This window comes from Planctobacterium sp. R6 (genome assembly GCF_055755215.1).
The window spans coordinates 40,728-67,160 of sequence record NZ_JBVTQY010000002.1; the positions used below are offsets into that span (position 1 = coordinate 40,728).

24 protein-coding genes are annotated in these 26,433 nt (G+C 46.1%); 9 read left to right on the top strand and 15 right to left on the bottom strand.

Features of this window, described 5'->3' with window-relative positions:
* Positions 1 to 65: 65 nt before the first annotated feature.
* The 3 genes from hppD to AC0J20_RS02015 are packed head-to-tail and all read left to right on the top strand — an operon-like array spanning position 66 to position 2,715.
* Positions 66 to 1,154, top strand: coding sequence for a 4-hydroxyphenylpyruvate dioxygenase (hppD, locus tag AC0J20_RS02005; RefSeq protein WP_473020414.1), 1,089 nt, complete (start codon positions 66 to 68; stop codon positions 1,152 to 1,154).
* Positions 1,154 to 1,708 carry a VOC family protein gene (locus AC0J20_RS02010; protein WP_229527808.1) on the top strand — a complete coding sequence of 185 codons (555 nt, stop codon included), beginning with the start codon at positions 1,154 to 1,156 and terminating at the stop codon, positions 1,706 to 1,708. The genes hppD and AC0J20_RS02010 overlap by 1 nt, the downstream gene beginning before the upstream one ends.
* Positions 1,708 to 2,715: a fumarylacetoacetate hydrolase family protein gene (locus AC0J20_RS02015; protein WP_473020415.1), complete on the top strand. Its 1,008-nt coding sequence runs from the start codon at positions 1,708 to 1,710 to the stop codon at positions 2,713 to 2,715. Before AC0J20_RS02010 ends, AC0J20_RS02015 begins: the two co-directional genes overlap by 1 nt.
* A 117-nt stretch (positions 2,716 to 2,832) precedes the next feature.
* Here AC0J20_RS02015 and AC0J20_RS02020 read toward each other — a convergent pair whose 3' ends face one another.
* Together AC0J20_RS02020 and ppsR are read right to left on the bottom strand one after the other, a co-directional pair.
* The gene (locus AC0J20_RS02020) at positions 2,833 to 3,519 is read right to left on the bottom strand and encodes a DUF2461 domain-containing protein (RefSeq protein WP_473020416.1); all 687 of its coding nucleotides are present in this window, start codon (positions 3,517 to 3,519) and stop codon (positions 2,833 to 2,835) included.
* A gap of 63 nt (positions 3,520 to 3,582) precedes the next feature.
* Positions 3,583 to 4,395 (bottom strand): posphoenolpyruvate synthetase regulatory kinase/phosphorylase PpsR, encoded by an 813-nt coding sequence (ppsR, locus tag AC0J20_RS02025; RefSeq protein WP_229527805.1) that lies wholly within the window; start codon positions 4,393 to 4,395, stop codon positions 3,583 to 3,585.
* Between the two features lie 238 nt (positions 4,396 to 4,633).
* Between ppsR and ppsA the strand changes: the two genes are divergently transcribed.
* Positions 4,634 to 7,006: a phosphoenolpyruvate synthase gene (gene ppsA, locus AC0J20_RS02030; protein ID WP_473020417.1), complete on the top strand. Its 2,373-nt coding sequence runs from the start codon at positions 4,634 to 4,636 to the stop codon at positions 7,004 to 7,006.
* 109 nt (positions 7,007 to 7,115) lie between these two features.
* On the opposite strand, the gene AC0J20_RS02035 is transcribed toward ppsA, so the two are convergent.
* Positions 7,116 to 7,331 (bottom strand): PGPGW domain-containing protein, encoded by a 216-nt coding sequence (locus AC0J20_RS02035; protein WP_229527803.1) that lies wholly within the window; start codon positions 7,329 to 7,331, stop codon positions 7,116 to 7,118.
* A 164-nt stretch (positions 7,332 to 7,495) separates the two neighbouring features.
* Here AC0J20_RS02035 and ydiJ point away from each other — a divergent pair, with 164 nt between their 5' ends.
* Both ydiJ and AC0J20_RS02045 read left to right on the top strand, forming a co-directional pair.
* Positions 7,496 to 10,507, top strand: a complete 3,012-nt coding sequence (ydiJ, locus tag AC0J20_RS02040) for a D-2-hydroxyglutarate dehydrogenase YdiJ (protein WP_473020418.1) — start codon at positions 7,496 to 7,498, stop codon at positions 10,505 to 10,507.
* Positions 10,508 to 10,573: 66 nt separating this feature from the next.
* Positions 10,574 to 10,870, top strand: a complete 297-nt coding sequence (locus AC0J20_RS02045) for a hypothetical protein (RefSeq protein WP_473020420.1) — start codon at positions 10,574 to 10,576, stop codon at positions 10,868 to 10,870.
* A gap of 155 nt (positions 10,871 to 11,025) precedes the next feature.
* On the opposite strand, the gene AC0J20_RS02050 is transcribed toward AC0J20_RS02045, so the two are convergent.
* From AC0J20_RS02050 to AC0J20_RS02085, 8 genes are all read right to left on the bottom strand, one after another.
* Complete coding sequence (locus AC0J20_RS02050) at positions 11,026 to 11,487, bottom strand: GNAT family N-acetyltransferase (RefSeq protein ID WP_473020421.1); 462 nt, start codon at positions 11,485 to 11,487, stop codon at positions 11,026 to 11,028.
* 142 nt (positions 11,488 to 11,629) lie between these two features.
* The gene (locus AC0J20_RS02055) at positions 11,630 to 12,772 is read right to left on the bottom strand and encodes a cupin domain-containing protein (RefSeq protein ID WP_473020422.1); all 1,143 of its coding nucleotides are present in this window, start codon (positions 12,770 to 12,772) and stop codon (positions 11,630 to 11,632) included.
* The gene (locus AC0J20_RS02060; protein ID WP_473020423.1) at positions 12,772 to 14,001 is read right to left on the bottom strand and encodes an adenylate/guanylate cyclase domain-containing protein; all 1,230 of its coding nucleotides are present in this window, start codon (positions 13,999 to 14,001) and stop codon (positions 12,772 to 12,774) included. Before AC0J20_RS02060 ends, AC0J20_RS02055 begins: the two co-directional genes overlap by 1 nt.
* Before the next feature lie 125 nt (positions 14,002 to 14,126).
* Entirely contained in the window at positions 14,127 to 15,494 is a 1,368-nt protein-coding gene (gene purB / locus AC0J20_RS02065) for an adenylosuccinate lyase (RefSeq protein ID WP_473020424.1), read from the bottom strand.
* Between the two features lie 15 nt (positions 15,495 to 15,509).
* Entirely contained in the window at positions 15,510 to 16,139 is a 630-nt protein-coding gene (gene hflD / locus AC0J20_RS02070) for a high frequency lysogenization protein HflD (RefSeq protein WP_229527796.1), read from the bottom strand.
* Complete coding sequence (mnmA, locus tag AC0J20_RS02075) at positions 16,139 to 17,290, bottom strand: tRNA 2-thiouridine(34) synthase MnmA (protein WP_473020425.1); 1,152 nt, start codon at positions 17,288 to 17,290, stop codon at positions 16,139 to 16,141. The genes hflD and mnmA overlap by 1 nt, the downstream gene beginning before the upstream one ends.
* Before the next feature lie 245 nt (positions 17,291 to 17,535).
* A complete protein-coding gene (locus AC0J20_RS02080; RefSeq protein ID WP_229527795.1) occupies positions 17,536 to 18,099 on the bottom strand; it encodes a sugar O-acetyltransferase in 564 nt (187 codons plus the stop codon).
* Between the two features lie 68 nt (positions 18,100 to 18,167).
* Positions 18,168 to 18,815 carry a pseudouridine synthase gene (locus AC0J20_RS02085; protein ID WP_473020426.1) on the bottom strand — a complete coding sequence of 216 codons (648 nt, stop codon included), beginning with the start codon at positions 18,813 to 18,815 and terminating at the stop codon, positions 18,168 to 18,170.
* 280 nt (positions 18,816 to 19,095) lie between these two features.
* On the opposite strand from AC0J20_RS02085, the gene AC0J20_RS02090 reads away from it, so the two are divergent.
* Positions 19,096 to 21,324, top strand: coding sequence for an NADP-dependent isocitrate dehydrogenase (locus AC0J20_RS02090; RefSeq protein ID WP_473020427.1), 2,229 nt, complete (start codon positions 19,096 to 19,098; stop codon positions 21,322 to 21,324).
* A gap of 209 nt (positions 21,325 to 21,533) precedes the next feature.
* Here the strand turns inward: AC0J20_RS02090 and cspD are convergent, their stop codons facing one another.
* Positions 21,534 to 21,752: a cold shock domain-containing protein CspD gene (gene cspD, locus AC0J20_RS02095; RefSeq protein ID WP_229527792.1), complete on the bottom strand. Its 219-nt coding sequence runs from the start codon at positions 21,750 to 21,752 to the stop codon at positions 21,534 to 21,536.
* A gap of 193 nt (positions 21,753 to 21,945) precedes the next feature.
* Here cspD and clpS point away from each other — a divergent pair, with 193 nt between their 5' ends.
* Positions 21,946 to 22,266, top strand: coding sequence for an ATP-dependent Clp protease adapter ClpS (gene clpS / locus AC0J20_RS02100; RefSeq protein ID WP_229527791.1), 321 nt, complete (start codon positions 21,946 to 21,948; stop codon positions 22,264 to 22,266).
* 17 nt (positions 22,267 to 22,283) lie between these two features.
* Entirely contained in the window at positions 22,284 to 24,557 is a 2,274-nt protein-coding gene (clpA, locus tag AC0J20_RS02105) for an ATP-dependent Clp protease ATP-binding subunit ClpA (protein ID WP_229527790.1), read from the top strand.
* A gap of 126 nt (positions 24,558 to 24,683) precedes the next feature.
* Here clpA and infA read toward each other — a convergent pair whose 3' ends face one another.
* From infA to aat, 3 genes are all read right to left on the bottom strand, one after another.
* A complete protein-coding gene (gene infA / locus AC0J20_RS02110) occupies positions 24,684 to 24,902 on the bottom strand; it encodes a translation initiation factor IF-1 (protein WP_229527789.1) in 219 nt (72 codons plus the stop codon).
* Positions 24,903 to 24,996: 94 nt separating this feature from the next.
* A complete protein-coding gene (locus tag AC0J20_RS02115; RefSeq protein ID WP_473020428.1) occupies positions 24,997 to 25,689 on the bottom strand; it encodes an arginyltransferase in 693 nt (230 codons plus the stop codon).
* Positions 25,689 to 26,417: a leucyl/phenylalanyl-tRNA--protein transferase gene (aat, locus tag AC0J20_RS02120; RefSeq protein WP_473020429.1), complete on the bottom strand. Its 729-nt coding sequence runs from the start codon at positions 26,415 to 26,417 to the stop codon at positions 25,689 to 25,691. Before aat ends, AC0J20_RS02115 begins: the two co-directional genes overlap by 1 nt.
* Positions 26,418 to 26,433 lie beyond the last annotated feature (16 nt).

Here is a 26,433-nt window from a genome sequence, read left to right on the forward strand (position 1 = left end):
TTGGTTGCTGTTGGTCTACACTACAGGAACATTAACTTCGAATAATATTAACGTGGAGAAGTGAAATGGCGGATTTGTTTGAGAACCCAATGGGGTTGGATGGTTTTGAATTTGTTGAATTTACGGCGCCTAAGCGCGGAATTCTGGAGCCCGTATTCGAATCAATGGGCTTTACCAAAGTGGCCGTTCACAAGTCGAAGCAAGTGGAATTGTGGCGTCAGGGTGATATCAACTTCATCACTAACTATGAGCCCAAGAGCCATGCTTTCTACTATGCCGAAGAGCACGGTCCGTCAGCTTGCGGTATGGCATTTCGCGTTAAGAATGCACAAAAAGCCTATAAATTGGCTCTGGAAAAAGGTGCTCAGCCGGTAGAAGTGTACACAGGGCCAATGGAGCTGCGCTTACCTGCAATTAAAGGTATTGGTGGTGCCACTTTATACCTGATCGACCGTTACGAAGAAGGTTCAACCATTTATGACATCGATTTTGAATGGTTGGAAGGCGTTGAACGCAAACCTGAAGGTTGTGGTTTCCATACTCTGGATCACCTTACTCACAACGTATACCGCGGTCGTATGCAATATTGGGCAGACTTCTATGAGAAGTTATTTAACTTCCGTGAAATTCGTTACTTCGACATTAAAGGTGAGTACACGGGCCTGACTTCCAAAGCCATGACAGCCCCTGACGGTAAAATCCGTATTCCTCTGAACGAAGAAGCTGGCGGTGGCGGTCAGATCGAAGAATATCTGATGAAATACAATGGTGAAGGTATTCAGCACATTGCGTTTGCCTGTGATGATCTCTACGCTTGTTGGGACCGTTTGAAAAAGCAGGGCACCAAGTTCATGACAGCGCCACCGGCGACTTATTATGAAATGCTGGAAGAGCGTTTACCAGGTCATGGCGAAAATGTACCAGAGCTGCAGCAGCGTGGTATTTTGATGGACGGCACCACTGAAGGTGGACAGCCTCGCTTGTTGTTACAGATTTTCTCTGAAACGGTACTGGGGCCGGTATTTTTTGAATTTATTCAACGTAAACAAGACGAAGGGTTTGGAGAAGGTAACTTTAAAGCCTTGTTCGAATCTATCGAACGTGACCAGGTCAATCGCGGTGTGATTAAAACCAAAACTGAGGCAGCAGAATAATGCTAAAGCGTATCCACCATGTCGCTTATCGCTGTAAAGATGCGAAAGAGACAGTAGAGTTTTATCAAAAACACCTGGATATGGATTTTCAGTTAGCCATTGCCGAAGACAATGTGCCTTCTACAGGTGCGCCGGACCCCTACATGCACGTGTTTCTGGATGCCGGTATGGGTAACGTTTTGGCGTTTTTTGAAATTCCTAATTCGCCGGAAATGGGACGTGATCAAAACACTCCAGCCTGGGTACAGCATATTGCCTTTGAAGTGGAAGATATGGACACTTTGTTGGCAGCTAAAGCTCGCCTGGAAAAGGCCGGACTGGACGTGTTAGGTCCGACGGATCACACTTTGTTCCAGTCTATTTATTTCTTCGATCCAAATGGTCATCGAATTGAACTGGCCTGTAATACTTCTGAGCCGGCTATGTTAGCGGAGTTAAAACGCGTCGCCCCGGACATGATTGAAGAATGGTCTCAAACTAAGAAAGCCCCTAAGCATGCCGACTGGCTGCACAATGGTGAAGGCTTCAAAGCAAAACAGGGAGATAATGCCTGATGAAATTAGCAAGTTTAAAGCACGGCCGTGATGGTCAGTTAGTTGTCGTTAACGCCTCTTTAACCAAAATGGTAAGTGCCGCAGAAATCGCGCCTACCATGCAGGCGGCTCTGGACGACTGGGCGAATGTGGAGCCCAAATTACAGTCACTGTATTTGCAACTGGAAAGTGGTGAAATTGCTGGTGAAGAGTTCAACCAAAAGCAATGTCATTCGCCGTTACCTCGTGCCTATCAGTGGGCTGACGGCAGTGCTTATGTAAACCACGTTGAGTTGGTGCGCAAAGCGCGTAATGCGGTAATGCCGGAAAGTTTCTGGACTGATCCCCTGATGTATCAGGGCGGCTCTGATTCCTTTTTAGCACCGAATGACAACATCATCATGCCTCAGGCTGATGGATTTGGTATCGACTTTGAAGCAGAAGTGGCCATTATTACTGATGATGTGCCAATGGGGGTTACAGCTGAAGATGCACTGAAGCACATTAAATTGATTATGATCGTGAATGATGTGTCGTTGCGCGGCCTGATCCCTAATGAATTGGCCAAAGGTTTTGGCTTTTTCCAGTCTAAGCCTTCCAGTGCATTCGCACCTGTGTGTGTCACTCCGGATCAGTTAGGCGATGCCTGGCAAGATGGTAAAGTGCACCTACCGTTGGTTTCTCATTACAATGGCGAAATGTTTGGTAAGCCTGAAGCGGGCATCGATATGACCTTCCATTTTGGTCAGTTGGTGGCTCATGCAGCCAAAACGCGTCCATTATGCGCTGGTTCGGTTATCGGCTCAGGTACTGTCTCCAATAAGCTGGACGGTGGCCCAGGAAAGCCAGTGAAAGACGGCGGTGTAGGGTACAGCTGTATTGCTGAAATTCGCATGATTGAAACGATTGAAGACGGTAAGCCAACAACGCCATTTATGCAGTTTGGAGACACCATTCAAATCGAAATGTTCGACAAAGACGGTAAGTCTATTTTTGGCCAGGTAAACCAAAAAGTAGAACAACAATAAGTTTTTGCAACGGTCTCAACGCCGTTGACTGAATAAAAGCAAAAAGCCCAATCAATCATGATTGGGCTTTTTTGATTTCCTCACCAGTCGAAACCACAGCAATTAAAATCTCAGCAATCAAAACCTCAGTTTTAAGGCTTCACACAAAAACCGCATAAAAGGCTGAGTGGTACCAAATAGTTTTGCAACCCGTTCGGGCAATGCCGGTTCCAGAATAAAGGCTTCCGGTAACTCTGCCACGGCAATAAAGTCTTTGCGTTTGATTTCTTCAATCAGTGGCAACTCCTTGTCATAGCCTTTGGGCGGTCTTGTGAGTTTACTTCCCTGCAATTCAAAATGCTGCAGCATGGGTTTATGGCTAATGGCATCCTGATAAGGGCCTGGTTTGGCTACGATCAAATCTCTGATGGCTTTTAATGCATCAGAAGCGGGAGCCCAGGCGCCAGCTGCTAAAAACACCTGACCGGGTTCGATATGCAGATAAAAACCCGGTGCATGCACGTCCTTACCAATTTCGTGGCGAAACTGGATGCCGACATTGGTTTTATAGGGTGATTTATCTTTGGAAAAACGCACATCGCGATAAACCCGCATAAGTGAGCCGCCCATCTTTTTGGGGATAGCCTCATAGTGTGGTGAGATGAGTTTGATCCAGCTTTCCATAGCCGTAATAAAATTCAGGGCTGGCGTTCTGACCAGGTCTTCATATTCCTGTTTATGGTCGTTAAACCAGTCTTTATTATTGTTGTCTTTTAGCTTTTTCAGATACTGAAAAACAGACTCGTCAAATTGCTCAAATTTCATCGCGGAACCTTATTAAAGCGCTCATATATAGAACAAATCTCGTATAGCAGAGGTTAACACGCTCTAGTATTTGTGACGAGACAGACCGGTGATTGCCAATATTTTTGCAGAAATTTCCTCAATCGAAAAATGCGTACTGTTCAGAAAGGGAATTTTTTCCTTGCGGTACATGTTTTCAACTTCTCTGATTTCCATGCGGCATTGCTGTTTTGAGGCATATCGACTATTGGCTTTGCGCTCCGAGCGAATTTGATGCAATCGCTCAGCGGAAATGGTGAGTCCAAATAGTTTATTTTTGTAAGGACGAAGGGCCGGAGGCAGTTTTAAAATATCGCCCATATCGTCTTCGGTAAAGGGGTAGTTGGCGGCTTTGATACCGTATTGTAGTGCCAGGTACAAACTGGTGGGGGTTTTACCGGATCGAGATACACCCACTAAAATAATATCGGCTTTGCCGTATTCTTTGAGATTGGTACCGTCATCATTCGCCAGGGCAAAGTTTACTGCGTCGATTCGAATATCATAGGTTTTTTCGTGGATGCTGTGGGTGCGGTGTTTTTCCGGCTTAGAGGGTACGCCCAGGGTTTTTTCCAGTGGTGCTATATATTGGTCCAAAAAGTTATAGTGGATCCCCTCTGATCTGGAGATGATTTCCCGCACTTCTTTGTTCACTATGGTGTAAAAAACCAGCGGCCGCTCTCCGGTTCGTTGGAAACTTTCAGAAATTTTACGAACAGTTTTATTGGCTTCTTCTTCGGTTTCAACGAATGGGACTGTCACGTGATCGAACTGGATCGGGAATAAAGACAGCAGTGCATGGCCAAAAACCTCTGAAGTGATGGCAGTTCCGTCAGATATATAAAACGCTGTACGCATAGGGCAAAATTCCAAAATGTAGTAATATTATTACGAAATAAAATAAGATTTTCTTTTTTATAACTAAACCTCTACAATGCCCGTCCCATAAGGGCAGCGGTCACATGAAGCGAGTCAATTTTCAGCACTTAAGGCGCAATGCTTTTTTCCAATGGCAAGCTAACCCCAAGCTCGAATTAATTCAAATATTGGTCTAGTTTTTTATTATTTAGTTAATTGTTAATCGGGAGAGTCGGTAGTGCAAGAATACATTCTTTGGTACGAAGAATTAGGTATGAATGATGTGGGGCGTGTAGGTGGAAAAAATGCCTCACTGGGAGAGATGATCTCCAATCTTGCCAATGCTGGCGTTCAGGTGCCTGGCGGTTTTGCTACCACAGCACATGCTTTTAACGAATTCCTTGAGCAAAGCGGACTGAATGATCGTATTCACGATGTGCTGGACACATTAGATGTAGACGATGTGGATGCGTTGGCAAAAACCGGCGCAGAGATTCGTCAGTGGATCATCGATACACCGTTCCAGCCTGTGCTTGAAGAGGCCATTAAAACCGCATTTGACCAGATTCAGTCTGCGTTCGAGTCAGACGCCTCGTTTGCGGTGCGCTCTTCGGCTACCGCTGAAGATATGCCTGACGCCTCTTTTGCCGGACAACAGGAAACCTTTCTTAACGTAAAAGGCTACGACAATGTTCTGGTAGCTATCAAACACGTATTTGCATCGTTGTTCAATGACCGCGCCATTTCCTATCGTGTTCACCAGGGATATGACCACAAAGGTGTTGCCCTGTCTGCTGGTATTCAGCGCATGGTACGCAGTGACCAGGCGTCTTCCGGTGTTATGTTCAGTATCGATACTGAATCAGGATTTGAAAACGTGGTATTCATCACTTCTTCCTATGGTTTAGGGGAAATGGTAGTGCAGGGCGCTGTAAACCCGGATGAGTTCTACGTTCACAAAGAATTACTGGGCAAAGGTTATCCTTCGGTATTGCGCCGTAACCTGGGCAGCAAACTGACTAAAATGATTTACTCTGCTGATACTTCTCACGGCAAACAGGTGGAGATTGTTGACGTAGCGGAACAAGACTGCCGTCAATTCTCTTTGTCTGATGACGAAGTGATGGAGTTGGCAAAACAAGCGCTTATCATTGAAGCCCATTACCAGCGCCCCATGGATATTGAATGGGCCAAAGACGGGTTAGATGGCAAGCTTTATATTGTACAGGCTCGCCCTGAGACGGTTAAGAGCCGCGAAGATTCACAAACCATTGAACGCTACCAGTTAAAAGGCAACGCCAACACCTTGTGTGAAGGGCGCGCAATTGGTCATAAGATTGGTGCTGGTGCCGCTAAGGTGCTGGACTCAATCGACGAAATGAACAAGATCCAGCAAGGTGATGTGCTGGTAACTGACATGACGGACCCTGATTGGGAACCCATCATGAAGAAGGCTTCTGCGATTGTAACCAATCGCGGTGGACGTACCTGCCACGCGGCCATTATTGCGCGTGAGCTGGGCATTCCTGCGGTAGTCGGTTGCGGCAATGCCACCGATGTGATCAGCACCGGCGACAAGGTAACGGTATCTTGTGCTGAGGGTGATACCGGTTTTATCTACGGCGACGAGCTGGAGTTTGATGTACAGACTTCCCGTATCGACCAAATGCCAGAAGCGCCCATGAAGGTCATGATGAATGTGGGTAACCCGGATCGTGCTTTTGATTTTGCACGGTTACCGAATCACGGTGTTGGTCTGGCGCGTCTGGAGTTCATCATTAACCGCATGATTGGTATTCACCCTAAAGCATTGCTCAACTTTGATTCTCAACCTGAGGATTTAAAAGAAGAGATCAGTGACATGATTGCCGGATATGCTTCTCCTACCGAGTTCTACATTGAGCGTCTGGTGGAAGGTATCGCCACTATTGCCGGTGCGTTCTACCCACAAAAAGTTATCGTACGTATGTCTGACTTTAAGTCTAACGAGTACTTTAACCTGGTGGGCGGCCACCAATACGAGCCGGACGAAGAAAACCCAATGTTGGGCTTCCGCGGTGCCAGCCGTTATGTTTCTGAAGATTTCCGCGATTGTTTTGCCCTGGAGTGCGAGGCGATTAAGCGAGTTAGAAATAAAATGGGGCTGACTAACGTGGAAATCATGATCCCATTTGTGCGCACCCTGGAAGAAGGCCAAAAGGTCATCGATTTGTTAGCTGAGCAGGGCCTGAAAAAAGGCGAAAATGGTTTACGCGTGATCATGATGTGTGAATTACCGTCCAACGCTTTGTTAGCTGATCAGTTCCTGGATATTTTCGACGGCTTCTCCATCGGCTCTAACGACATGACGCAGTTAACACTGGGACTGGACAGAGACTCTGGTCTGATTGCGCATTTGTTTGATGAGCGTGACCCGGCAGTGAAAATGATGCTGGGCATGGCAATTAAAGCGGCCAAAGAGAAAGGCAAATACGTCGGTATTTGTGGTCAGGGTCCTTCAGATCATGAAGACCTGGCAGCCTGGTTGGTGGAGCAGGGAATCGATAGTGTTTCTCTGAATCCGGATACCGTGGTAGAAACCTGGTTATACGTGGCAGAGAATTTAAGCTAACGGTAATGTCTTGAGTATAAAAAACGGAGCTGTCTTATGCTCCGTTTTTTTATGCCATCTTTTTGCAGCAGCAACCTTCTGGCAAGGTAGTTGAATACATCCGTTGCAGCTAACGGCGACTATAAATTGCCTTGTCCAACTTTCTGGCTCCCCAGCTCATCATTTTTTGACTCTTTCTCAGCCACTGACGTGCCAGTGGGAAGTCAAAGCTGAGTAAGAACAACCCGGCTACCAGGAATAATATAGACCCCGGTAATATAGCGAACACAATACCGATAAAAACCCCGATACTGCCGAGTGTGATTCTGATAGGTTTGTTTAACATGGATACCCACAGCTGTTTATTCAAATCTAACTATAATTAACTTTGCTGCGCTGACCAAAATTTCATCTGTTACAAAGTTTGTCGCGTGATCTTTAAAGGACATTTTGCGTTAAATCATTATAATCAGTGCTACTTTATATTGCTTTCACGACACGCCGGAGCCTATGTTACCTCTTCTAGACAGTCAGCAGTCTATTGCCAAAGAATATCTGGACTTTTTAGCGCAACTAAAATCCGCAGGATTTAAAGGGGATATAGAAACCCAATACTCAGCCAGATTGGCGGTTGCTACTGACAACTCTATTTATCAGCGTCTGCCGCAGGCAGTGTTATTACCACGTAACACCGAAGATTTAAAAGTCATCGGCTGTCTGGCAGCAAAGCATACCAGCGTAAAGTTCTCTGCCAGAGGCGGCGGTACCGGTACTAACGGGCAAAGCCTGACTCAGGGCATAGTGGTGGATTTATCCCGTCACATGAACAAAGTACTTGAGATAAATGCTGAGGAAGGCTGGGTCAGAGTGCAAACCGGAGTGGTGAAAGATCAGCTCAATGATGCATTGCGTCCTCATGGTTTTTTCTTTGCGCCTGACTTGTCCACCAGTAACCGCGCTACGATTGGTGGCATGATCAATACTGATGCCTCAGGGCAAGGCTCATTGGTTTATGGCAAAACCAGTGATCATATATTGGGGCTGACTTCGGTATTGATTGATGGCACGGTACTGGAAACAACTCCCATTGCCGCAGACAGCCAGCAAGAGCCGCGCTATCAGGCAATCCTGACGCAACTGCAGGCCAGCTGTATCGAAAAACGTGAACAGATACTGGCTAAATTCCCCCGATTAAATCGCTTTTTGACCGGCTATGATTTAGAACATGCGGTTTCAGACGATTTACAGAAAATAGATGTCAGCCGTGTACTGGCAGGTTCTGAAGGTTCACTGGCCTTTATCACTGAAGCCAAATTAAACGTGACACCCATTCCAAAGAATAAAGTCTTGATCAATATCAAGTACGATTCCTTTGAGTCAGCACTGCGCCATGCGCCCTCGATGGTGGCTGCGCAGGCTACATCAGTCGAAACGGTAGACAGTAAAGTATTAAATTTAGCTAAAGCTGACATTGTCTGGCACTCGGTCAGTGACTTGATTAGTGATGTGCCCGGGAAAACCATTGATGGTCTTAACATTGTTGAATACAACGATGACTCAAGAGAGCAGATTGACGCCAAGATAGCCAGATTGCAGACCATGCTGGACAGTCAGATAGCGAACGGTGAAGCGGGTGTGATTGGCTACCAGATGACCGAAGACCTTGCCGCCATTGGTAAAATTTACGGGATGCGTAAAAAAGCGGTAGGTTTGCTGGGCAAAGCCAAAGGCTGGGAAAAACCCATAGCGTTTGCTGAAGATACGGCCGTTCCACCGGAAAATCTGGCGGATTTCATCATGGAATTTCGGGCATTGCTGGATTCTAAGGGGTTGCAGTATGGCATGTTTGGCCATGTGGATGCTGGCGTGTTGCACGTCAGACCGGCGCTGGACATGTGCGATCCAAAACAAGCAGAACTGATGCAGCAGGTTTCTGACGAAGTCGTGGCCCTGGTGGCCAAGTATGGCGGACTTATGTGGGGTGAACACGGAAAGGGTTACCGCAGTGAGTACGGTCCGGCATTTTTTGGGGAAGAGCTGTTTACCGAGTTGCGCAAGATAAAAACCGCGTTTGACCCTCATAATCAGATGAACCCCGGTAAAATCTGTACACCGCTGCATTCTGACGAGCAACTGGTTAGGGTGTCTGATGTCAAGCGTGGTGACTTTGATCGTCAGATTGCCATTGAAGTCAGAGACTCATTTGCCCCAGCTATGAGCTGTAATGGTAATGGTTTATGCTTTAATTATGATACTAAAAGTCCAATGTGCCCGTCCTCCAAAGTCACCCGGGACCGGCGTCACTCGCCAAAAGGGCGCGCCGGTATGCTCAGAGAATGGCTCAGGCTGTTAAGTGAGCAAGGTTCAGATCCTGTGGCGTTGGAAGTCGCTCCCAGGCAGCCGTTTTTAAGCAGAGTCCGAAATTCATTGTCCGCACAACGCCAAACTGACTTTTCTGAAGAAGTGTTTGACGTCATGGATCATTGTCTTGCCTGTAAAGCGTGCACTAACCAATGTCCGGTCAATGTGGATGTACCTACTTTTCGGGCACGCTTTTTAGCCATGTATTACCAGCGTTATACCCGGCCTTTGAAGGATATGCTGGTGGCGAATATTGAAACTATGGCGCCGAAAATGGCTAAATTGCCGGGTTTACCCAACTTTTTTCTGAAACAGCGATGGTTTAATAAACTGTTGGAGAAAACCGTCGGCTATGTGGATTCTCCAATTTTGTCGCAACCTACTTTGCAACAACGGGCAAGTCAATCTGGCATTGAATCTTTTGATCTTGCGCAGTTGCAGTCGTTGTCAGAAGCGGAAAAGCAAAATAAATTACTGATTGTTCAGGACCCTTTTACCAGTTATTACGAAGCTTCCGTTGTGCACGAACTCATGCTGTTAGCTCGTCAACTGGGATTTAGCCCAATTTTGGTGCCTTTTAAACCCAATGGTAAACCTCAGCATGTGAAAGGTTTTTTGCAGCAGTTTGCTAAAACTGCATCTGATACCGCGGCCTTCTTAAATCAATTACACGAACTTGGCATCCCAATGGTGGGTATCGATCCGTCACTGGTGCTTTGTTACCGCGACGAATACAAAACCGTATTGGGCGAGAAGCGCGGCGACTTCAATGTTTTATTGGTGCACGAATGGTTAGCAACATTGAGAAATAAGCCGCAAATTAAACAGGATAAGGAATATGTGCTGTTTGGGCACTGTACGGAAAAAACTATGCTGGCTCAGAGTGAGAAACAGTGGCAAAACATTTTTACTGAGTTTGGCTTAACGCTGAAAGTGGAGTCGGTGGGGTGCTGCGGCATGGCTGGTACATTTGGCCACGAAGCAAAGCATTTGCAGGAATCTTTAACATTGTTTGACATGAGTTGGGAAAAACCAGTCAGTCAATATCAGCCTTCACAAATTCTGGCTACCGGCTATTCCTGTCGCAGCCAGGTGGCACGAATTAAACAGTTTAAACCCAGACATCCATTGCAGGTGTTGTCGGAGCAACTTTCTCGCTAGCGATGGGAACTTATTCGCTGAGGGCCTTTCAAACAAAGGCGTAAGAAATAATATGAAAGAAAAAAGATGAAAGGAAAAAGCCTGATCAATAAATCGATGTTGTTGTCAGTGTGTATGCTAGTGGTGGCCTGTAGTGCCACTCAGGCACCCCCTTATGAAGCGGACAAGGCCCCTGAGGATCGTGAAAATTACAGCGGAGCAAAAGGCCTGATGCAACAGCAAAAAGATCAAAGTTACATGGCCAAAAAAGAGTTATCTGACAAGTGTGAACAAGCTAAAGTGAGCCAGGCCGTGGCTATAAAAGAAGGTAACAGGGAAGAAGCTCAAAAACAGCAGGTGCTTATCGACAGAACTTGCGTCTGACTTCATTGAATTACAAGGGTTAACTTGTAATAGCTAAAGGGACAGCCGCAATGCGCCATCAGGGTGTTTAGTGATATAAATTATAAATCACCGGTTACCGCTCTGATTATGAGCGTGCTCAGCATCGCAGATTGCGAATTTGTAAGAAACTGACGTTAATGGGTCAGTTCAACCTTTGACCAGGAAAAGTCATTTACCGGACAACACATACGCTGTCGCGGGATACCTGAGTCCATAAACACTGAACCTATCGCCTGAAAGCCCTGAGACTCGAAATGGTCAACGCCTTCTAATTCGCATTGCACATAGACGTCGTTCAGTTCTTTTTCTTTCGCAATTTGCAATAGGGAAGTGTACAGCACATCGTATATTTCGTCGCTGCGATGGTGCGAGATCACCGCTATTCTGCCGATTTCACCTTCAGGCGTTATACGTCCTGTGGCGATATCTGTGCCATCGGAATCAACAACCAAAACATGTTCTGAATTGGGATCTTGTTGGTCAAATTCTGACTGGCGTGGGATTCGCCACTCACAAACAAATACTCTGTCGCGTAATCGCTTTAGCCTTCGTTTGGAATGACGCCAGTTCACTTTTTCAATAGTGAATTCGTTCATACTTGTTGTGTCTGCGTAAGTTTACTTCAACCGGTTCTTTATTATTATTGTTACCAGCCATGCTCCGAGAGCCATAGTTGTAACATTTCTGAATAAAAAATCAATATGAATGCATAAGTATGAGTATTCAAAATTGTACTATTTAATCAGATTGTATTATCCATAAGCCCTTATTTAACATTGTAGACAAGTTGTGAATAAATTGTGAACTAAAATTGAAATTTATTTTCTTGTCAGGCAGCCAAACTGTTGAATTGAGTAATAAAAATACCTGTTTTTGATCATCTACAGGCCAGGCATAATAATCCCCATTAATGAATGTGGATAACCGCTTGTCTGAGTCAATCACCTGATAGTGCAAATGACGGACCCCCGGACTTTTGATAAAAGAAACCTGGTTGGCTAAAAGCTGGTGAACCTGTTCAGGGGTATAATCTTCATCAGGGGGCTCGGTAATAAACTTCGGGGCATCAGTCAGGTGAGTGCCCAACCAGTTTTCAAACTCAGGTGAGTCAATGGCCTGTTTCAGCAGGTTTCTGAAGGCCTCGGTTTCGTTAGTACGCAACTCGCATGATAATGCTCGTACAGCCAACTGAGGGTCTGTGTAGCGTTTACCTTGCCAGTTGTTGTCCAGCAGGTGATCACAAAAACTGTTGAGCAGTTCTATCTGGTTGGCTGCCCTGAAACCAATGGAATAGTTCAGGCATTCTTCCTGTGCGACACCGTTGTGCGGGTGTCCGGGCGGAATGTAAACGATATCTCCCGGATACAAAATCTCGTCAATGATGGGCGTAAACTGCGAAATCTGCCGTAGTTTAGGGTGAGGAGTGATTTCCTCAGAGTCGTCGGGTAGACCCACCTGCCAACGTCTGGAGCCTTTACCCTGCACAATAAATACGTCGTATTGATCAAGGTGAGGGCCAACACCGGCACCGGCTACTGAATAGCTCATCATTACATCATCCTTGCGCCAGCCGGGAATAAAATCAAACTCGTCCATCATTGCCTGAGCTTCTGGCAGATAGTTTTCCAGTCCCTGCACCAATAGCGTCCATTGCCCCTGGCAAACTGTCGCAAACTCGTCAAAGGGACCGCAGCTTACTTCCCAGCTATTGTCTGCAAAGGAAATAATACGGCTATCAATCTCTTCTTCCATGGCCAGTCCGGCCAACTCGTGCTCGTCGGTGAAATCAGTAAAGTTCGGAAAGCCCTGCCTGATGACCAGCGGTTTCTTTTGCCAATAGTGCGCTAAAAACTCAGCGCTGTTAATTTTGAGTGTTGTCATTAAACCGAATAGGGTTCGTTAATCCAGTAGACATTTTGCGGGCCCATACCTTTAACTTCAATAGTATCCTGGTAATCAAACATAAACTGTCCTTTGACCAGGTCATAAGTGGCCTCACTGACCTGTATTTTTCCGGCATAGCCCTGGCTTTCCATACGAGAAGCCAAATTTACTGCTTCACCCCATAAGTCGTAGCTGAATTTATGCATACCAATAACGCCGGCCACAACAGGGCCGCTGTTGATACCTATGCGCAGCGTATTGCTTAGCTTATTTTCTCTGGCCCAGAGAATAAATTCCTCCTGCATGCGGATAGCACATTTGCAGGTATTGATGGCGTGTTTCTCCTGGTAAACCGGCAAACCGGCTACGGCCATATATTGATCGCCAATGGTTTTAATTTTTTCTAAGCCGAATTTGGCGACTAAGCGGTCGAATCGACAAAACAACTGATTGAGTAATGACACCAGTTCACCTGGTGAATAGCGTTTGGCCAGGTTGGAAAATCCTTCAATATCAGCAAATAAAATGGTGACATTGTCAAAGTGATCGGCAATGGGTTTTTCCTCCTGGTTGAGGCGCTTAGCGACTTCTTTGGGGAGAATGTTGAGCAGCAGCATATTGGTTTTAAACTGCTCTTTGCGGATCGTTTTCCAACTGGACTTCAATGACACGTAAATAAAATAACCGGTTAAAAAGCAGCTGATACCAAAACTGAGCTTATCGCTTTTACTTAAAATTGCCGTCGCCAGATCGCTATCCAAATTTAACGGATTAACCACAAGGGCAGTTTCCCAAAACAAATAGGCCAGCAGAAACCATAGCATCATATACACCACTTCTTTGGTAGTTAAGTCAAAGTGGAGAAAGGGGATTGCGAACAGGGCAATCAGGAAAAAGTAATGGATAGGGGTTAAAAAGTCATAATTAAACGACGACAGCCCAATGTAACTGGAAAACAGCAAAATCAGGCACAGCCGGGCGGCACAATATCGGCTCACTCTGTTGAGTAACGGAACGCCGGTCATTAAAAATGCGTGACTTAAAATTAACAGGATTTGTATTGGACTGTGTGCCGACCACAGTAAAAGCTGAACAGGTAACTGCAACAGGATTACACCGCAAGCCACCAGACTGAGTACATTGGAGAATCGGATGGATTGATATTGCTCTGGCTGCTGTGGGTTAGCACCGGCCAACAGAATTGTGTCTAATTTTGGGGTATTCACATTATTCAACTACAGGGTAAAGTCAGTGTAGTTAGCTTATGTGATGTGGCCTGAAAAGAGTGTTAAATTTGGGACATTCAGTGCCAGCCGTGAGACTGGCACTGATTAACAGGCGATAAAACGGGTTAACGCTGCTCGGTGAGTTGTTTCGCCATGCCAATGTAGTTGGCCGGTGTCATGGCCTTTAACGCCACTTTGGCTTCTTCCGGTAATGCCAGGTTATCGATGAATTCAGCGATAATTTGTTGGTTTACCTTTTTGCCTCGGGTCAACTCTTTCAGCTTTTCGTAGGGTTTTTCAATACCGTAACGGCGCATTACTGTCTGGATTGGCTCAGCCAGAAGCTCCCAGTTGTTGTTCAGTTCGTCTAACAGGCTTTGTTCATTTACCTGCAACTTACTGATGCCTTTCAGGGTGGCCTGGTAGGCAATCAATGCATAACCAACACCGACACCCAGATTACGCAAAACGGTTGAATCCGTTAAATCCCGTTGCCAACGGCTAACAGGCAGTTTAGTGGCCAGGTGGCCGAAAACGGCGTTAGCCAGTCCAAGGTTGCCCTCTGAGTTTTCAAAATCAATCGGGTTAACCTTATGTGGCATAGTGGAAGAACCAATTTCGCCAGCAATGGTTTTTTGTTTAAAGTGACCCAGCGCGATGTAACCCCATACGTCGCGATCGAAATCCAGAATGATGGTGTTAAATCGGGCAATGGCATCAAACAACTCAGCGATATAATCGTGCGGCTCTATCTGCGTAGTATAGGGGTTCCAGGTAATACCTAAGCTGGTTACAAACTTTTCAGAAAATCCATGCCAGTCAACATCGGGATAAGCGGACAAGTGGGCATTGTAGTTACCCACTGCACCGTTGATTTTACCTAACAGCTCAACCGCCTGGATTTGTTTTACCTGACGTGCCAGACGCGCTTTGACGTTTGCCATCTCTTTGCCCATAGTGGTAGGAGAGGCGGGTTGCCCGTGAGTTCGAGCCATCATAGGCACATTCAGATATTCGCCTGCCAGCGCATCAATGGCGTCAACCAACTTGTTGCACCATGGCAAAATGACTTCATCACGGGCGGCGCGTAGCATCAACGCGTGGGACAAGTTGTTGATGTCCTCTGACGTACAGGCAAAGTGAATAAATTCATTAACGGCATTTAACGCTGCATTTTCCTGTACCTTTTCTTTCAAAAAGTATTCAACCGCTTTGACATCATGGTTGGTGGTGCGTTCAATATCTTTAATGCGCTGAGCATCTGCTTCATTAAACTCAGCAACAATTTTATCTAACAGGGCGTTTGCCGCATCATCAAACTGAGGCACTTCTGTAATTTCAGGCTGATTCGAAAGGGCTTGCAGCCAGCGAACCTCTACTTCAACACGGTATTTTAATAGGCCGTATTCGCTGAAAATTGAGCGTAATTCAGTGGTTTTGTTACCATATCGACCATCAACTGGTGAAATGGCAGTTAAAGCAGACAGTTCCATTCAGGAGTCCCCGTTTTAGAAAGTTTGATTAATAGTCTTTAAAGTGTTCTCTGCAGATTGCAAAATTTTACCGCGTTGGAAAATAATGTTTCGGCGTTTGCCACCCAATTGCCGCCACAGAACCGCTGAGCGAATACCACCTAATAACAGGGCGCGTACTTTGTCCTGGATGGATTGTTGTTTCAGAGAGGCCGGATCGCCAGCTACCTGGATTTTATGCGGTAGCGGACTCACATTATCTTTGTAAATACTGGCCAGATTCGCAATCATCTGGTTTTCAAATAAGGACATCATACTGGTCTGGCGTTTGATATTTTCAATCCGTTGACCAATGGCCGCCAGTTTGCCGTCACTTTGCGTTATTTTTCGCTCTAACGTAAGCAGGCTGGCGACGTAGCGGGTGATTTCCTGATCTTTAGTGGCTTTATCACCCAGTTGTGCAATCAGTACTTCAAATCCCAGTTTCAGGTTTTTAAGTGCGCCATAAACGTCCACGGTAGCGTCAGGATCGGTAGCCACAATGGAGCTGATAGTGGTTTGATAAGCATCTTCAGAGTAAGGCTTGCTGCGGGCAATTGACTGCACCAGAATTGCGGCCTGGCAAACACCAGCCAGCGGCAGTTGGATTTCATCAAATCGATTCATTAACGTATATAACTCTCAATAATTCCGCCGCCAAGGCAAACTTCATCGGCATAAAATACAGCGGACTGGCCGGGTGTTACCGCTTTTTGTGGTTTATCAAACAGCACCTGACACTGACCTTGTTCATCAATACTCAACTGGCAATCGATATCCTGCTGACGGTATCGGGTTTTGACTGTGCAGCGCAAAGTACTGCCGGCGGTAACCGGGTTTTCTCGGGCTACCCAATGCAGTTGTTTTGCCACCAGGCCATTGGAAAACAGTCGAGGATGATTAGCGCCCTGGCCCACGATCAGCACATTGTTCTCAACGTCTTTATCAACGACATACCAGGGTTCATCACCGTGATTTTTAGTGCCACCGATGAACAGGCCTTTGCGTTGTCCAAGGGTGTGGTACATCAGGCCGTCGTGCTGGCCGATTTCTTCACCTTCCGCGGTTTCAATCTTGCCAGGTTGTGCCGGTAAAAATTTACCGAGGAAATCTTTAAATTTGCGCTCGCCAATAAAGCAGATACCGGTACTGTCCTTTTTATCGTGAGTAATTAACCCTTGTTCTTTAGCAATATCCCGCACCAGAGACTTTTCCATGTGCCCGATGGGGAACAGAGTTTGCGCAACGTGCTCACTTCCTAATGTGTACAGAAAGTAACTTTGATCTTTATTGTCGTCCAGGCCACGCAACATTTGCCACTTATCGCCATCTTTACGTCTTTGCACATAATGGCCGGTAGCGATGTAATTGGCACCTAATTCCTCTGCGGCGAACTCCAGAAATGCTTTAAACTTGATTTCTTTGTTGCACATAATATCGGGATTTGGTGTGCGGCCGGCTTTGTATTCTGCCAGAAAATACTCGAATACATTGTCCCAATACTCAGCCGCAAAATTGATGGTATGCAATTCAATGCCGAGTTTGTCAGCTACCTGCTGGGCATCTTGCAAATCTTCAGCGGCAGCACAGTATTCGTCATTGTCGTCTTCTTCCCAGTTTTTCATAAACAAGCCTTCCACCTGGAAGCCTTGCTCTTTCAACAGATAGGCGGAAACGGAAGAATCCACACCACCCGACATACCAACGATGACTTTGGTCTGCTCCGGTATGATTTCTTCGCCGTACTGTGTAATTGCCGTGGGATCAAAAACTGACATAGAAATTACTCATAGAAATTGCTGTCGTACCTTGTTTGTTTCGGGCTGCTTAAAATGGGGCGCGATTTTAACAAATTAAAGTGGGATATTCATTCCAATTCCATCTAAAACAGAAGAAAAGTTAGTGCTTTTTGGCAACTTTAAGGCAGACACTGAAGAACCGTACCGAATGCATTGCAGTGATTTTGCTGCTGGCCAGATGCAGATATTTCGGAATTGCGCCGACTCAGCATAGCTTTGTGCGGTTACAACAAGGGATCAATTTCTTTGATGATTCTCGCTGGATTCCCTGCAACAACAACGTTATCGGGGAAACTTTTAGTAACAACTGCACCGGATGCAATCACAACATTATCACCGATTTTAACTCCTGGGTTGACAACAGCCATCCCGCCAACCCAACAATTATCGCCAAAGGAAATGGGACTCGCGAACTCTTTGCCGCTATTGCGGGCATTTGGGGTCAAGGGATGAGAAGCCGTATAAATACCAACCTGAGGCGCGAGCATACAATTGTCACCAAAGGTTATCGGAGCGACATCCAGCAAGACACAGCCAAAATTGGCATAAAAGTTTTCGCCCACATGAATGTTCATCCCGTAATCACATTTGAAGTCTGATTCTATATATATTTGCTGTCCGGTACGACCAAACAACGATTTGATAATTTCTGCTCTTTCATCGGGTAAGGTTTGGCTGGTGCTATTCAATTTTTCCAGCTTCAGTCTGCACTGCCGACGAAGTTCAACCAGTTCGGGATCGCCCGGGGAGTACATTTCTCCTGAAATCATTTTTTGCTTTTCATTCATAGTTTCACCTTATTATTGCCAGAGAGGCTTCGACAACGATCTGCAAACAATGTTCAGCTAAATTTCCGCTATGCTGACCCTGGACGCTGAGAAACTTCCTGATATTCACCATTGGCAATGCCATCAATGGTCCAGTTGCCGACGCGATACCGGATCAGGCGCAGGGTGGGGTGACCTATGTGGGCTGTCATGCGACGCACCTGGCGGTTGCGGCCTTCCGTGATGGTGATACTAAGCCAGGTGGTGGGAATGGACTTGCGCTCGCGAATCGGGGGATTGCGAGGCCAAATTTGCGGCTCCTGGATTATTTTTACTTTTGCCGGTGCGGTTAAACCATCTTTTAGCTCTACACCGTCACACAAGGCCTGAATAGAGGTTTCTTCGGGAATGCCTTCAACCTGCGCCCAATAGGTTTTTGAGGTTTTGTGTTTTGGCGAAGCGAGCTTGTTTTGTAATTTCCCGTCGTTGGTAAGAACCAGTAGCCCTTCACTGTCACGGTCTAACCGGCCTGCCGCATATACATCGGGAATATCGATAAAGTCCTTTAGGGTTTGACGTTTTTCGGCGTCAGTAAATTGCGATAACACATCAAACGGTTTGTTGAACAGAATAACCCTGGTGTGGAGCGGCTTTTCCTTCCGGGGGGTAAACTTTGGGTTGCCATACGCTTTTTTCTTAAAAGGCATAAAATTCAATTTTTTTGTGGTTTTCTGCATAATTATACGGCTTACGCGGTTGTAATTACATAATTTAGCCGTATATCATCTTTCGCGAACTTTAAGTGTGTTGATCTTGAGTGTTTCAATGAGCGAAGATCAACGTATTTAATGGCAGAGCATAAAACCTGAGGTGAAGTTGGTCTTGTTTTAATTTTCATCTATTGTTTATGTTCTGGATTTTCCCTTTTCGTACCATTGTCAATTCGGCTACATAAGCGTTAGCTGAATTGCGTTCGACTAATTATCGGTTGGATTACCAACAGTATCGAGGTTTAACATGGCATCTAAGTCAAAGATTATCTATACCAAAACAGACGAGGCTCCGGCACTCGCGACATATTCTTTGCTTCCGATTATCAAATCATTTGCAAGTGCTGCAGATATTGATGTGGAGTTGAGTGACATTTCATTAGCGGGTCGAATTCTGGCTAACTTTCCTGATTTCCTGACCGACGAGCAAAGAGTTCCGGATGCGCTGGCTGAACTGGGTGATCTGACTCAGGAGCCAGATACCAATATTATTAAATTACCCAATATCAGTGCTTCTATCCCGCAATTACGCGCAGCTATCAAAGAATTGAATGCCAAGGGATATGCTGTACCAGAGTTTCCGGAAGATCCAAAAGATGACAAAGAAGCGGATATCAAAGCGCGTTACTCTAAAGTATTGGGCTCAGCAGTAAACCCGGTATTGCGTGAAGGTAATTCAGACCGCCGTGCTCCGAAAGCCGTTAAAAATTATGCCCGCAAGCATCCGCATTCCATGGGCGCATGGAGTCAGGCGTCGCGTTCACACGTAGCCCATATGCGTGGCGGCGATTTCTATTCCAGCGAAAAATCCACCACCATCGATAAAGAAGGTCATGTGCGTATTGAGTTCACCGATACTAAAGGTGAAGTAACTTTGCTTAAGCCTCGCATTGATTTGGAAGCGGGTGAAGTGATCGACGGCATGTTCATGAGCAAAAACGCGTTATGTGCCTTTTTCGAAGAGCAAATCGAAGACGCTCGTGCCACTGGCGTATTGTTCTCGCTGCACGTAAAAGCCACAATGATGAAGGTATCTCACCCCATCGTATTTGGTCACTGCGTTAAAGTGTTCTACAAAGACCTGTTTGAGAAACACGGTAAATTGTTTGAAGAATTGGGTGTTAACCCGAACAACGGTTTAGGCAGTGTATACGATAAGATTTCTACTTTACCTGAGTCGCAACGTTCCGAAATTCAGGCTGATATCAATGCCTGCTATCGCACCCGTCCACCGATGGCGATGGTTAACTCTGATAAAGGTATTTCTAACCTGCACGTACCCAGCGACGTTATCGTAGATGCCTCTATGCCAGCGATGATCCGTAACTCTGGTCAAATGTGGGGACCGGATGGACAGGCTGCTGATACCAAGGCGGTTATCCCGGAAAGTACTTACGCTACTATTTACCAGGAAGTCATTAACTTCTGTAAAACTCACGGCGCCTTTGACCCAACGACAATGGGGAGTGTACCCAACGTGGGCTTGATGGCTAAAAAAGCCGAAGAATACGGTTCCCACGATAAAACCTTCGAAATGTTTGCCGATGGTACCATGCGTATTATCGACCAGGACGATAATGTTCTGATTGAACATCAGGTGGAAGAAGGTGACATCTGGCGTATGTGTCAGACTAAAGATGGCCCTATCCGTGACTGGGTTAAACTGGCGGTAAACCGTGCCCGACAGTCTGAAACACCGGCTATTTTCTGGTTAGATGACGAGCGTGCACATGACTCGCAACTGATCACCAAAGTGACTGAATATTTAAAAGAGCACGATACCGACGGTTTGGATATTACCATTCGCTCCCCAGTTCGTGCGATTCGTTACAGCATGGAGCGGGCTATTCGCGGTCTGGATACCATTTCTGTAACAGGTAACGTGTTACGTGATTACCTGACTGACCTGTTCCCCATTCTGGAGCTGGGCACCAGCGCCAAGATGTTGTCAATTGTACCGCTAATGGCGGGCGGTGGTTTGTTCGAAACCGGCGCAGGTGGTTCAGCACCGAAGCATATTCAACAGTTCATTGAAGAAGGCCACTTGCGTTGGGATTCTTTAGGTGAATTCCTGGCTCTCGCGGTTTCTTTGGAAGATCTGGCGATTAAAAACGACAACAAGAAAGCTCAAATCCTGGCAAATGCCCTGGATTCGGCTACCGAGACCTTACTGAATAACGGTAAGTCACCTCTGCGTCGTGCCGGTGAACTGGACAACCGTGGCAGTCACTTCTATCTGGCAATGTACTGGGCTGATGCAGTGGCAGCACAAACTGAAGATGCCGAATTGGCAGGTAAGTTTGCTCCACTGGCTAAATTGCTGGCTGAGAATGAAGCGCAAATCGTTGCCGAAATCGATGCCACTCAGTCGAAAGAGACTGACATTGGTGGTTATTACATGATGGACGATGCAAAAACTGCAAAAGCAATGTGCCCCAGCGAAACGCTGAACAAAGCACTGGCCGCTTATCAATAAGCGTACGCCAGTAATAGCAAAAACCCGGCTACAGATGCCGGGTTTTTTTGTGAAAAAATATAAAGCTGAAACACGTTAAAAGCGCCGCTTGCTTTGAACAGAGGAAAGTGACCAGAACTTGTGATTTAAACAGTTTGTGTTTTCATCTGGCACAAAGCAAAAAAGCGAATGTCGGGATTCGCTTCTTTAAATCATGTTTTTGAAGCGATTTATCTTTCGGCTTCTAGCTCGAAAGTAATATTCTCAGCATGCAGGCCTTTAGGGCCATTCTCAACTTCGAAATTAACTTCCTGGCCGGCTTTCAGGGTGCGATAACCGTCCATTTGAATAGTGGAGTAGTGTGCAAAAATATCTTCGCCGCCACCATCTGGTACGATGAAACCGAAGCCTTTTGCATTATTGAACCATTTAACTTTACCAACAGCCATACTTCTGATCCTAAGTTTTCCTTGAACTGAACTTTTAATGCCCCCACTATCTCTTATGTGATGTGGGATTTCTTATTATTTGTAACAAACTGTAGATTTTTTGACCTAAGTGTGTCAAGCCCAAATTCACAATTTATTAATTTAATTTACCAAAGTTTAAACCTATTTGATTGTTAGAGTCTATTCTATAGTTATGAGTAAGTTCGACATTATAAATTCCGGTCAGGAAAAGCAGTTAGAAGCGGTCAAACAAAAAGTGCAACCGCCTTCCATGTTTAAGGTACTGCTCAACAATGATGATTACACGCCGATGGACTTCGTGGTGGAAGTTCTGATGCAGTTTTTTAACTTAGACGCTGAAAAAGCCAACCAAATTATGTTAACCGTCCATTATCGCGGAAAAGCGGTATGCGGTATCTATACCGCTGATGTTGCCGAGACGAAAGTTATGCAGGTGAATCAATATGCCCGCAAGCATCAGCATCCACTGCTGTGTTCTATGGAACAGGCATAGTCTGTAAAGGGGAAAGCATGTTAAACAAAGATTTAGAAAGAACCCTGAATGAAGCGTTTATTTTCGCCAGAGAGCATAAACATGAATTTATGACAGTGGAACACCTGTTACTGGCGCTATTAGATAACCCATCGGCAAAAGAGGCGCTAAAAGCCTGTGGTGCCGATATTGATGCCATTCGCGCAGAGTTAACCCAGTTTGTAAAAGAAACCACTCCGCTCATCCTTGATGAAGAAGGAGCCGATCGCGAAACTCAACCTACGCTGGGATTCCAGCGGGTATTGCAACGTGCGGTATTTCACGTGCAGTCTTCCGGCAAAGAAGAAGTCACCGGTGCCAATGTCCTGGTGGCTATCTTTAGTGAGCAGGAGTCACAGGCGGTTTATATACTGAAAAAAGCTGATGTGACCCGTCTGGATGTGGTCAACTTTATCTCGCACGGCATCAGTCGCAATGAAGACGACAGTTCAGGGGCGGATGCCGAAGAGGTGGAAGAGGGCAGTGAAGGCGAAGAAAATCAGTCTTTATTGTCAAAATATTCCAGCAATCTTAACGCGCTGGCGAAAGAGGGTAAAATCGACCCACTCATTGGACGTGATGATGAAGTGGAACGCACCATTCAGGTGTTGTGCCGTCGCAGAAAAAACAACCCCTTATTGGTGGGCGAAGCTGGCGTGGGTAAAACCGCCATTGCCGAAGGTCTGGCATTTCGTATTGTCGAGGAAAATGTGCCTGATGTGATTGCCTCAGCCACTATCTATTCACTGGATTTGGGCGGCCTGCTGGCAGGGACAAAATACCGTGGTGACTTTGAGAAACGTCTCAAGGGTATTCTGAAAGAGCTTCAGCAGGACCCTGACGCGATTTTGTTTATTGATGAGATACATACCATAATTGGCGCCGGAGCCGCCTCAGGCGGCGTTATGGACGCTTCAAACCTGTTAAAGCCTAAGCTATCCAGTGGTGAATTGCGCTGTGTTGGGTCCACAACGTATCAGGAATATCAGGGAATTTTTGAAAAGGACCGCGCTCTGGCACGTCGATTCCAGAAAATTGATATCACCGAACCGAGCGTATCCGACACCACTAAAATTTTAATGGGACTGAAATCCCGCTATGAAAAACACCATAGCATTCGCTATACCAACAAAGCTCTGCAGGCAGCTGCTGAGTTGTCGGCCAAATACATTAATGAGCGTCACTTGCCAGATAAAGCGATAGACGTGATTGATGAAGCGGGTGCAGGGCAAAGGTTGTTGCCTGCTTCGCGTCGTAAGAAAACCATTGGTGTGCCTGATATCGAACATATCATCGCTAAAATGGCGAGAATCCCGGAAAAGTCGGTGTCCGCATCGGATAAAGACGTACTGAAAAACCTGGGGCGCAACCTTAAAATGGTGGTGTTTGGCCAGGATGAAGCCATTGATACCCTGACCGACGCTATCCGCTTATCTCGCAGTGGCCTGGGTAATGAGAAAAAGCCCATAGGTTGTTTCTTATTTGCCGGACCTACCGGTGTCGGGAAAACTGAGGTAACGCAACAGCTGAGTAATGTCATGGGGGTTGAGTTGGTGCGCTTTGATATGTCTGAATATATGGAGCGTCATGCGGTCAGCCGTTTGATTGGTGCACCGCCCGGCTATGTGGGATTTGATCAAGGCGGCCTGTTAACCGATGCAGTAATTAAAAACCCTTATTCCGTGGTGTTGCTGGATGAAATCGAAAAGGCCCACAGCGATATCTATAACATCCTGTTGCAGGTCATGGATCACGGAACACTGACTGATAACAATGGTCGCAAAGTGGATTTCCGTAATGTGGTCTTAGTCATGACCACCAACGCCGGTGTTCAGGAAACTACCCGCAAATCCATCGGATTTAAACAGCAAGATCACAGCCACGATGCCATGTCTGAGATCAATCGCACTTTCTCTCCTGAATTTCGCAATCGACTGGATGCTACCGTGTGGTTTAACCATCTCAGCGAAGACGTTATTTTGCAGGTGGTGGACAAGTTCATCGTGGAATTACAGGCGCAACTGGATGGCAAAGGCGTGTCTATGGAAGTTACCGATGCTGCGCGTAAATGGTTAGCCGAAAAAGGCTACGACAAAGCAATGGGCGCCAGACCGATGGCCCGTGTCATGCAGGAAGAAGTGAAAAAACAACTGGCCAATGAACTGCTGTTTGGTGAACTGGTGGATGGCGGTGTCGCGAAAATTGGTGTGAAAGCCGATAAACTGTCCTTCACTTATGAAAACGTGAAGAAAAACAGTAAGGCAGAACATTAAGCCACGTGGCAAACAAACATTAAAAAAGGTGCATTAGCACCTTTTTTATTACCCGTGAGGGGTGTCACCAAATGGTTTTTCTTGCGCGTGGTCGTTCTGGCGCGGAAATGTTCTTGCGAACGGAAATTATCTGGCGCGGTAAATGATGCGGCCTTTGCTTAGATCATAAGGCGTCATCTCTACGGTGACTTTGTCACCTGTCAAAATACGGATATAGTTCTTACGCATTTTTCCAGAAATATGCGCAGTCACAACGTGACCATTTTCGAGTTCTACTCGGAACATAGTGTTTGGAAGGGTTTCCAGGATGGTACCTTCCATTTCAATACAATCTTCTTTCGCCATCTATAAAAATCTAACCTCAGATATCAATACTATAATGCAAATGCGGCGGGGATTTTGCCCAAATAGTGTTCGACTGTAAAGGGCTGAGTGCAAATTATTTCGTTATTAGTTGCCATCCGTCCTTGAAATGACGCTCATGGGGCAAGAATTTGGATTTATAGTTCATTTTTTGACACGCGTCGATTTGATAACCCAGGTAAACATAGCGTTTTTGCCATTCATAGGCTTTTTGGATTTGAGTCAGTATCGCCAGAGTACCCAGTGAACGATGCGCCAGGTCAGGGTCGAAATAGGTATAAAGTGCTGATAATGCATCATCCAGCTCATCAGTGACCGCCACCATTACTAATTTGCCTTCTTCCCGGAATTCGAAAAAAATAGGCTGTGACCAACTGCTGAACAGAAACTGATAATATTGCTCAGGATTTGCCGGATACATCGAACCATCGGTATGCCGGGTGTTGATATAGCGCTCATAGAGTGCGTAGTACTCTTCTTTGTGTTGCCGGCTAACCTGCGACTTGACCTGTCGGTTCCTGGCAAGCACGCGTTTTTGACTGCGGCTGGCTTGGAACTTTATGACCGGGATGCGTATCGACTGACAGGCTTCGCAGGCAGGGCAGTTAGGGCGGTAGATCTGTTCGCCACTGCGTCGAAAACCGTGCGCCAGCATCACTTCGTACTGTGATTTCAGGTCAGGGTCCTGATAGCTGGCAAACACCAACAACCGTTCCTTTTCTTCGGGCAAATAACTGCAATCAAAGGTGCCTGTTATGCCAAATTTCATCAGGTGACCGTGACTGTTTCTGAGGGTGAGAGTTCCAGCGCATTGCGCCATAATCCTTTGGGATAATCTCTGCCCAACTCTTGCTTAAGTTGTTTTAAAAAATCAATCCTGGAAATCGATACTGCACCCAGTGAACTCAGGTGTTCGGTTTGCATTTGGCAGTCAATAAAGCGGCAGCCAAAATGCTTCATGTATTGCACCAGGTGATACAGCGCCAGTTTTGAGGCGTTGCTGCGACGATGAAACATGGATTCTCCACAAAACACGTTGCCAATACCGATGCCGTACAAGCCACCAACGAGATCATCACCTTCCCATACTTCAATGGAGTGGGCGAATCCGGCGTTGTGCAGTCTGACGTAGGCTTGCTGCATGTCTTCTGTTATCCAGGTGCCTTTGTCGTCTCTTGGCGTTGCAGCACAGGCGGCAATCACGTCAGCAAAGGCCCTATCTTTTGTAACTTTATAGGGATGTTTTTTTAAAAATTTGCGAAAACTGCGGGATACCTGAAAATCCTCCAGATACAGAATACCTCTGGGATCTGGCGACCACCATAGCAATGGTTCGCCTTCACTAAACCAGGGGAAAATGCCATTTTCATAGGCTTGTAACAGTCTTTCAACAGACAAATCTCCACCGAAAGCCAATAGTCCATTGGGCTCTTCCAGGGCGAGCTCTGGGGGAGGAAATGTGACGGCATCATCCAATCGAAATAGCTGAATACTCATTCTCAGTTTGTACTCT

What these genes read in the sequence shown, in the direction of transcription:
- AC0J20_RS02115 (WP_473020428.1), bottom strand. Translation starts at nt 25,689, where the DNA reads ATGAAATTTGGCATAACAGGCACCTTTGATTGCAGTTATTTGCCCGAA.
- ppsR (WP_229527805.1), bottom strand. Translation starts at nt 4,395, where the DNA reads ATGCGTACAGCGTTTTATATATCTGACGGAACTGCCATCACTTCAGAG.
- ydiJ (WP_473020418.1), top strand. Translation starts at nt 7,496, where the DNA reads ATGTTACCTCTTCTAGACAGTCAGCAGTCTATTGCCAAAGAATATCTG.
- hppD (WP_473020414.1), top strand. Translation starts at nt 66, where the DNA reads ATGGCGGATTTGTTTGAGAACCCAATGGGGTTGGATGGTTTTGAATTT.
- AC0J20_RS02015 (WP_473020415.1), top strand. Translation starts at nt 1,708, where the DNA reads ATGAAATTAGCAAGTTTAAAGCACGGCCGTGATGGTCAGTTAGTTGTC.
- AC0J20_RS02085 (WP_473020426.1), bottom strand. Translation starts at nt 18,815, where the DNA reads ATGCAGAAAACCACAAAAAAATTGAATTTTATGCCTTTTAAGAAAAAA.
- hflD (WP_229527796.1), bottom strand. Translation starts at nt 16,139, where the DNA reads ATGAATCGATTTGATGAAATCCAACTGCCGCTGGCTGGTGTTTGCCAG.
- AC0J20_RS02035 (WP_229527803.1), bottom strand. Translation starts at nt 7,331, where the DNA reads ATGTTAAACAAACCTATCAGAATCACACTCGGCAGTATCGGGGTTTTT.
- AC0J20_RS02090 (WP_473020427.1), top strand. Translation starts at nt 19,096, where the DNA reads ATGGCATCTAAGTCAAAGATTATCTATACCAAAACAGACGAGGCTCCG.
- AC0J20_RS02055 (WP_473020422.1), bottom strand. Translation starts at nt 12,772, where the DNA reads ATGACAACACTCAAAATTAACAGCGCTGAGTTTTTAGCGCACTATTGG.
- clpS (WP_229527791.1), top strand. Translation starts at nt 21,946, where the DNA reads ATGAGTAAGTTCGACATTATAAATTCCGGTCAGGAAAAGCAGTTAGAA.
- AC0J20_RS02010 (WP_229527808.1), top strand. Translation starts at nt 1,154, where the DNA reads ATGCTAAAGCGTATCCACCATGTCGCTTATCGCTGTAAAGATGCGAAA.
- AC0J20_RS02045 (WP_473020420.1), top strand. Translation starts at nt 10,574, where the DNA reads ATGAAAGGAAAAAGCCTGATCAATAAATCGATGTTGTTGTCAGTGTGT.
- mnmA (WP_473020425.1), bottom strand. Translation starts at nt 17,290, where the DNA reads ATGTCAGTTTTTGATCCCACGGCAATTACACAGTACGGCGAAGAAATC.
- clpA (WP_229527790.1), top strand. Translation starts at nt 22,284, where the DNA reads ATGTTAAACAAAGATTTAGAAAGAACCCTGAATGAAGCGTTTATTTTC.
- cspD (WP_229527792.1), bottom strand. Translation starts at nt 21,752, where the DNA reads ATGGCTGTTGGTAAAGTTAAATGGTTCAATAATGCAAAAGGCTTCGGT.
- aat (WP_473020429.1), bottom strand. Translation starts at nt 26,417, where the DNA reads ATGAGTATTCAGCTATTTCGATTGGATGATGCCGTCACATTTCCTCCC.
- AC0J20_RS02020 (WP_473020416.1), bottom strand. Translation starts at nt 3,519, where the DNA reads ATGAAATTTGAGCAATTTGACGAGTCTGTTTTTCAGTATCTGAAAAAG.
- infA (WP_229527789.1), bottom strand. Translation starts at nt 24,902, where the DNA reads ATGGCGAAAGAAGATTGTATTGAAATGGAAGGTACCATCCTGGAAACC.
- AC0J20_RS02080 (WP_229527795.1), bottom strand. Translation starts at nt 18,099, where the DNA reads ATGAATGAAAAGCAAAAAATGATTTCAGGAGAAATGTACTCCCCGGGC.
- purB (WP_473020424.1), bottom strand. Translation starts at nt 15,494, where the DNA reads ATGGAACTGTCTGCTTTAACTGCCATTTCACCAGTTGATGGTCGATAT.
- AC0J20_RS02050 (WP_473020421.1), bottom strand. Translation starts at nt 11,487, where the DNA reads ATGAACGAATTCACTATTGAAAAAGTGAACTGGCGTCATTCCAAACGA.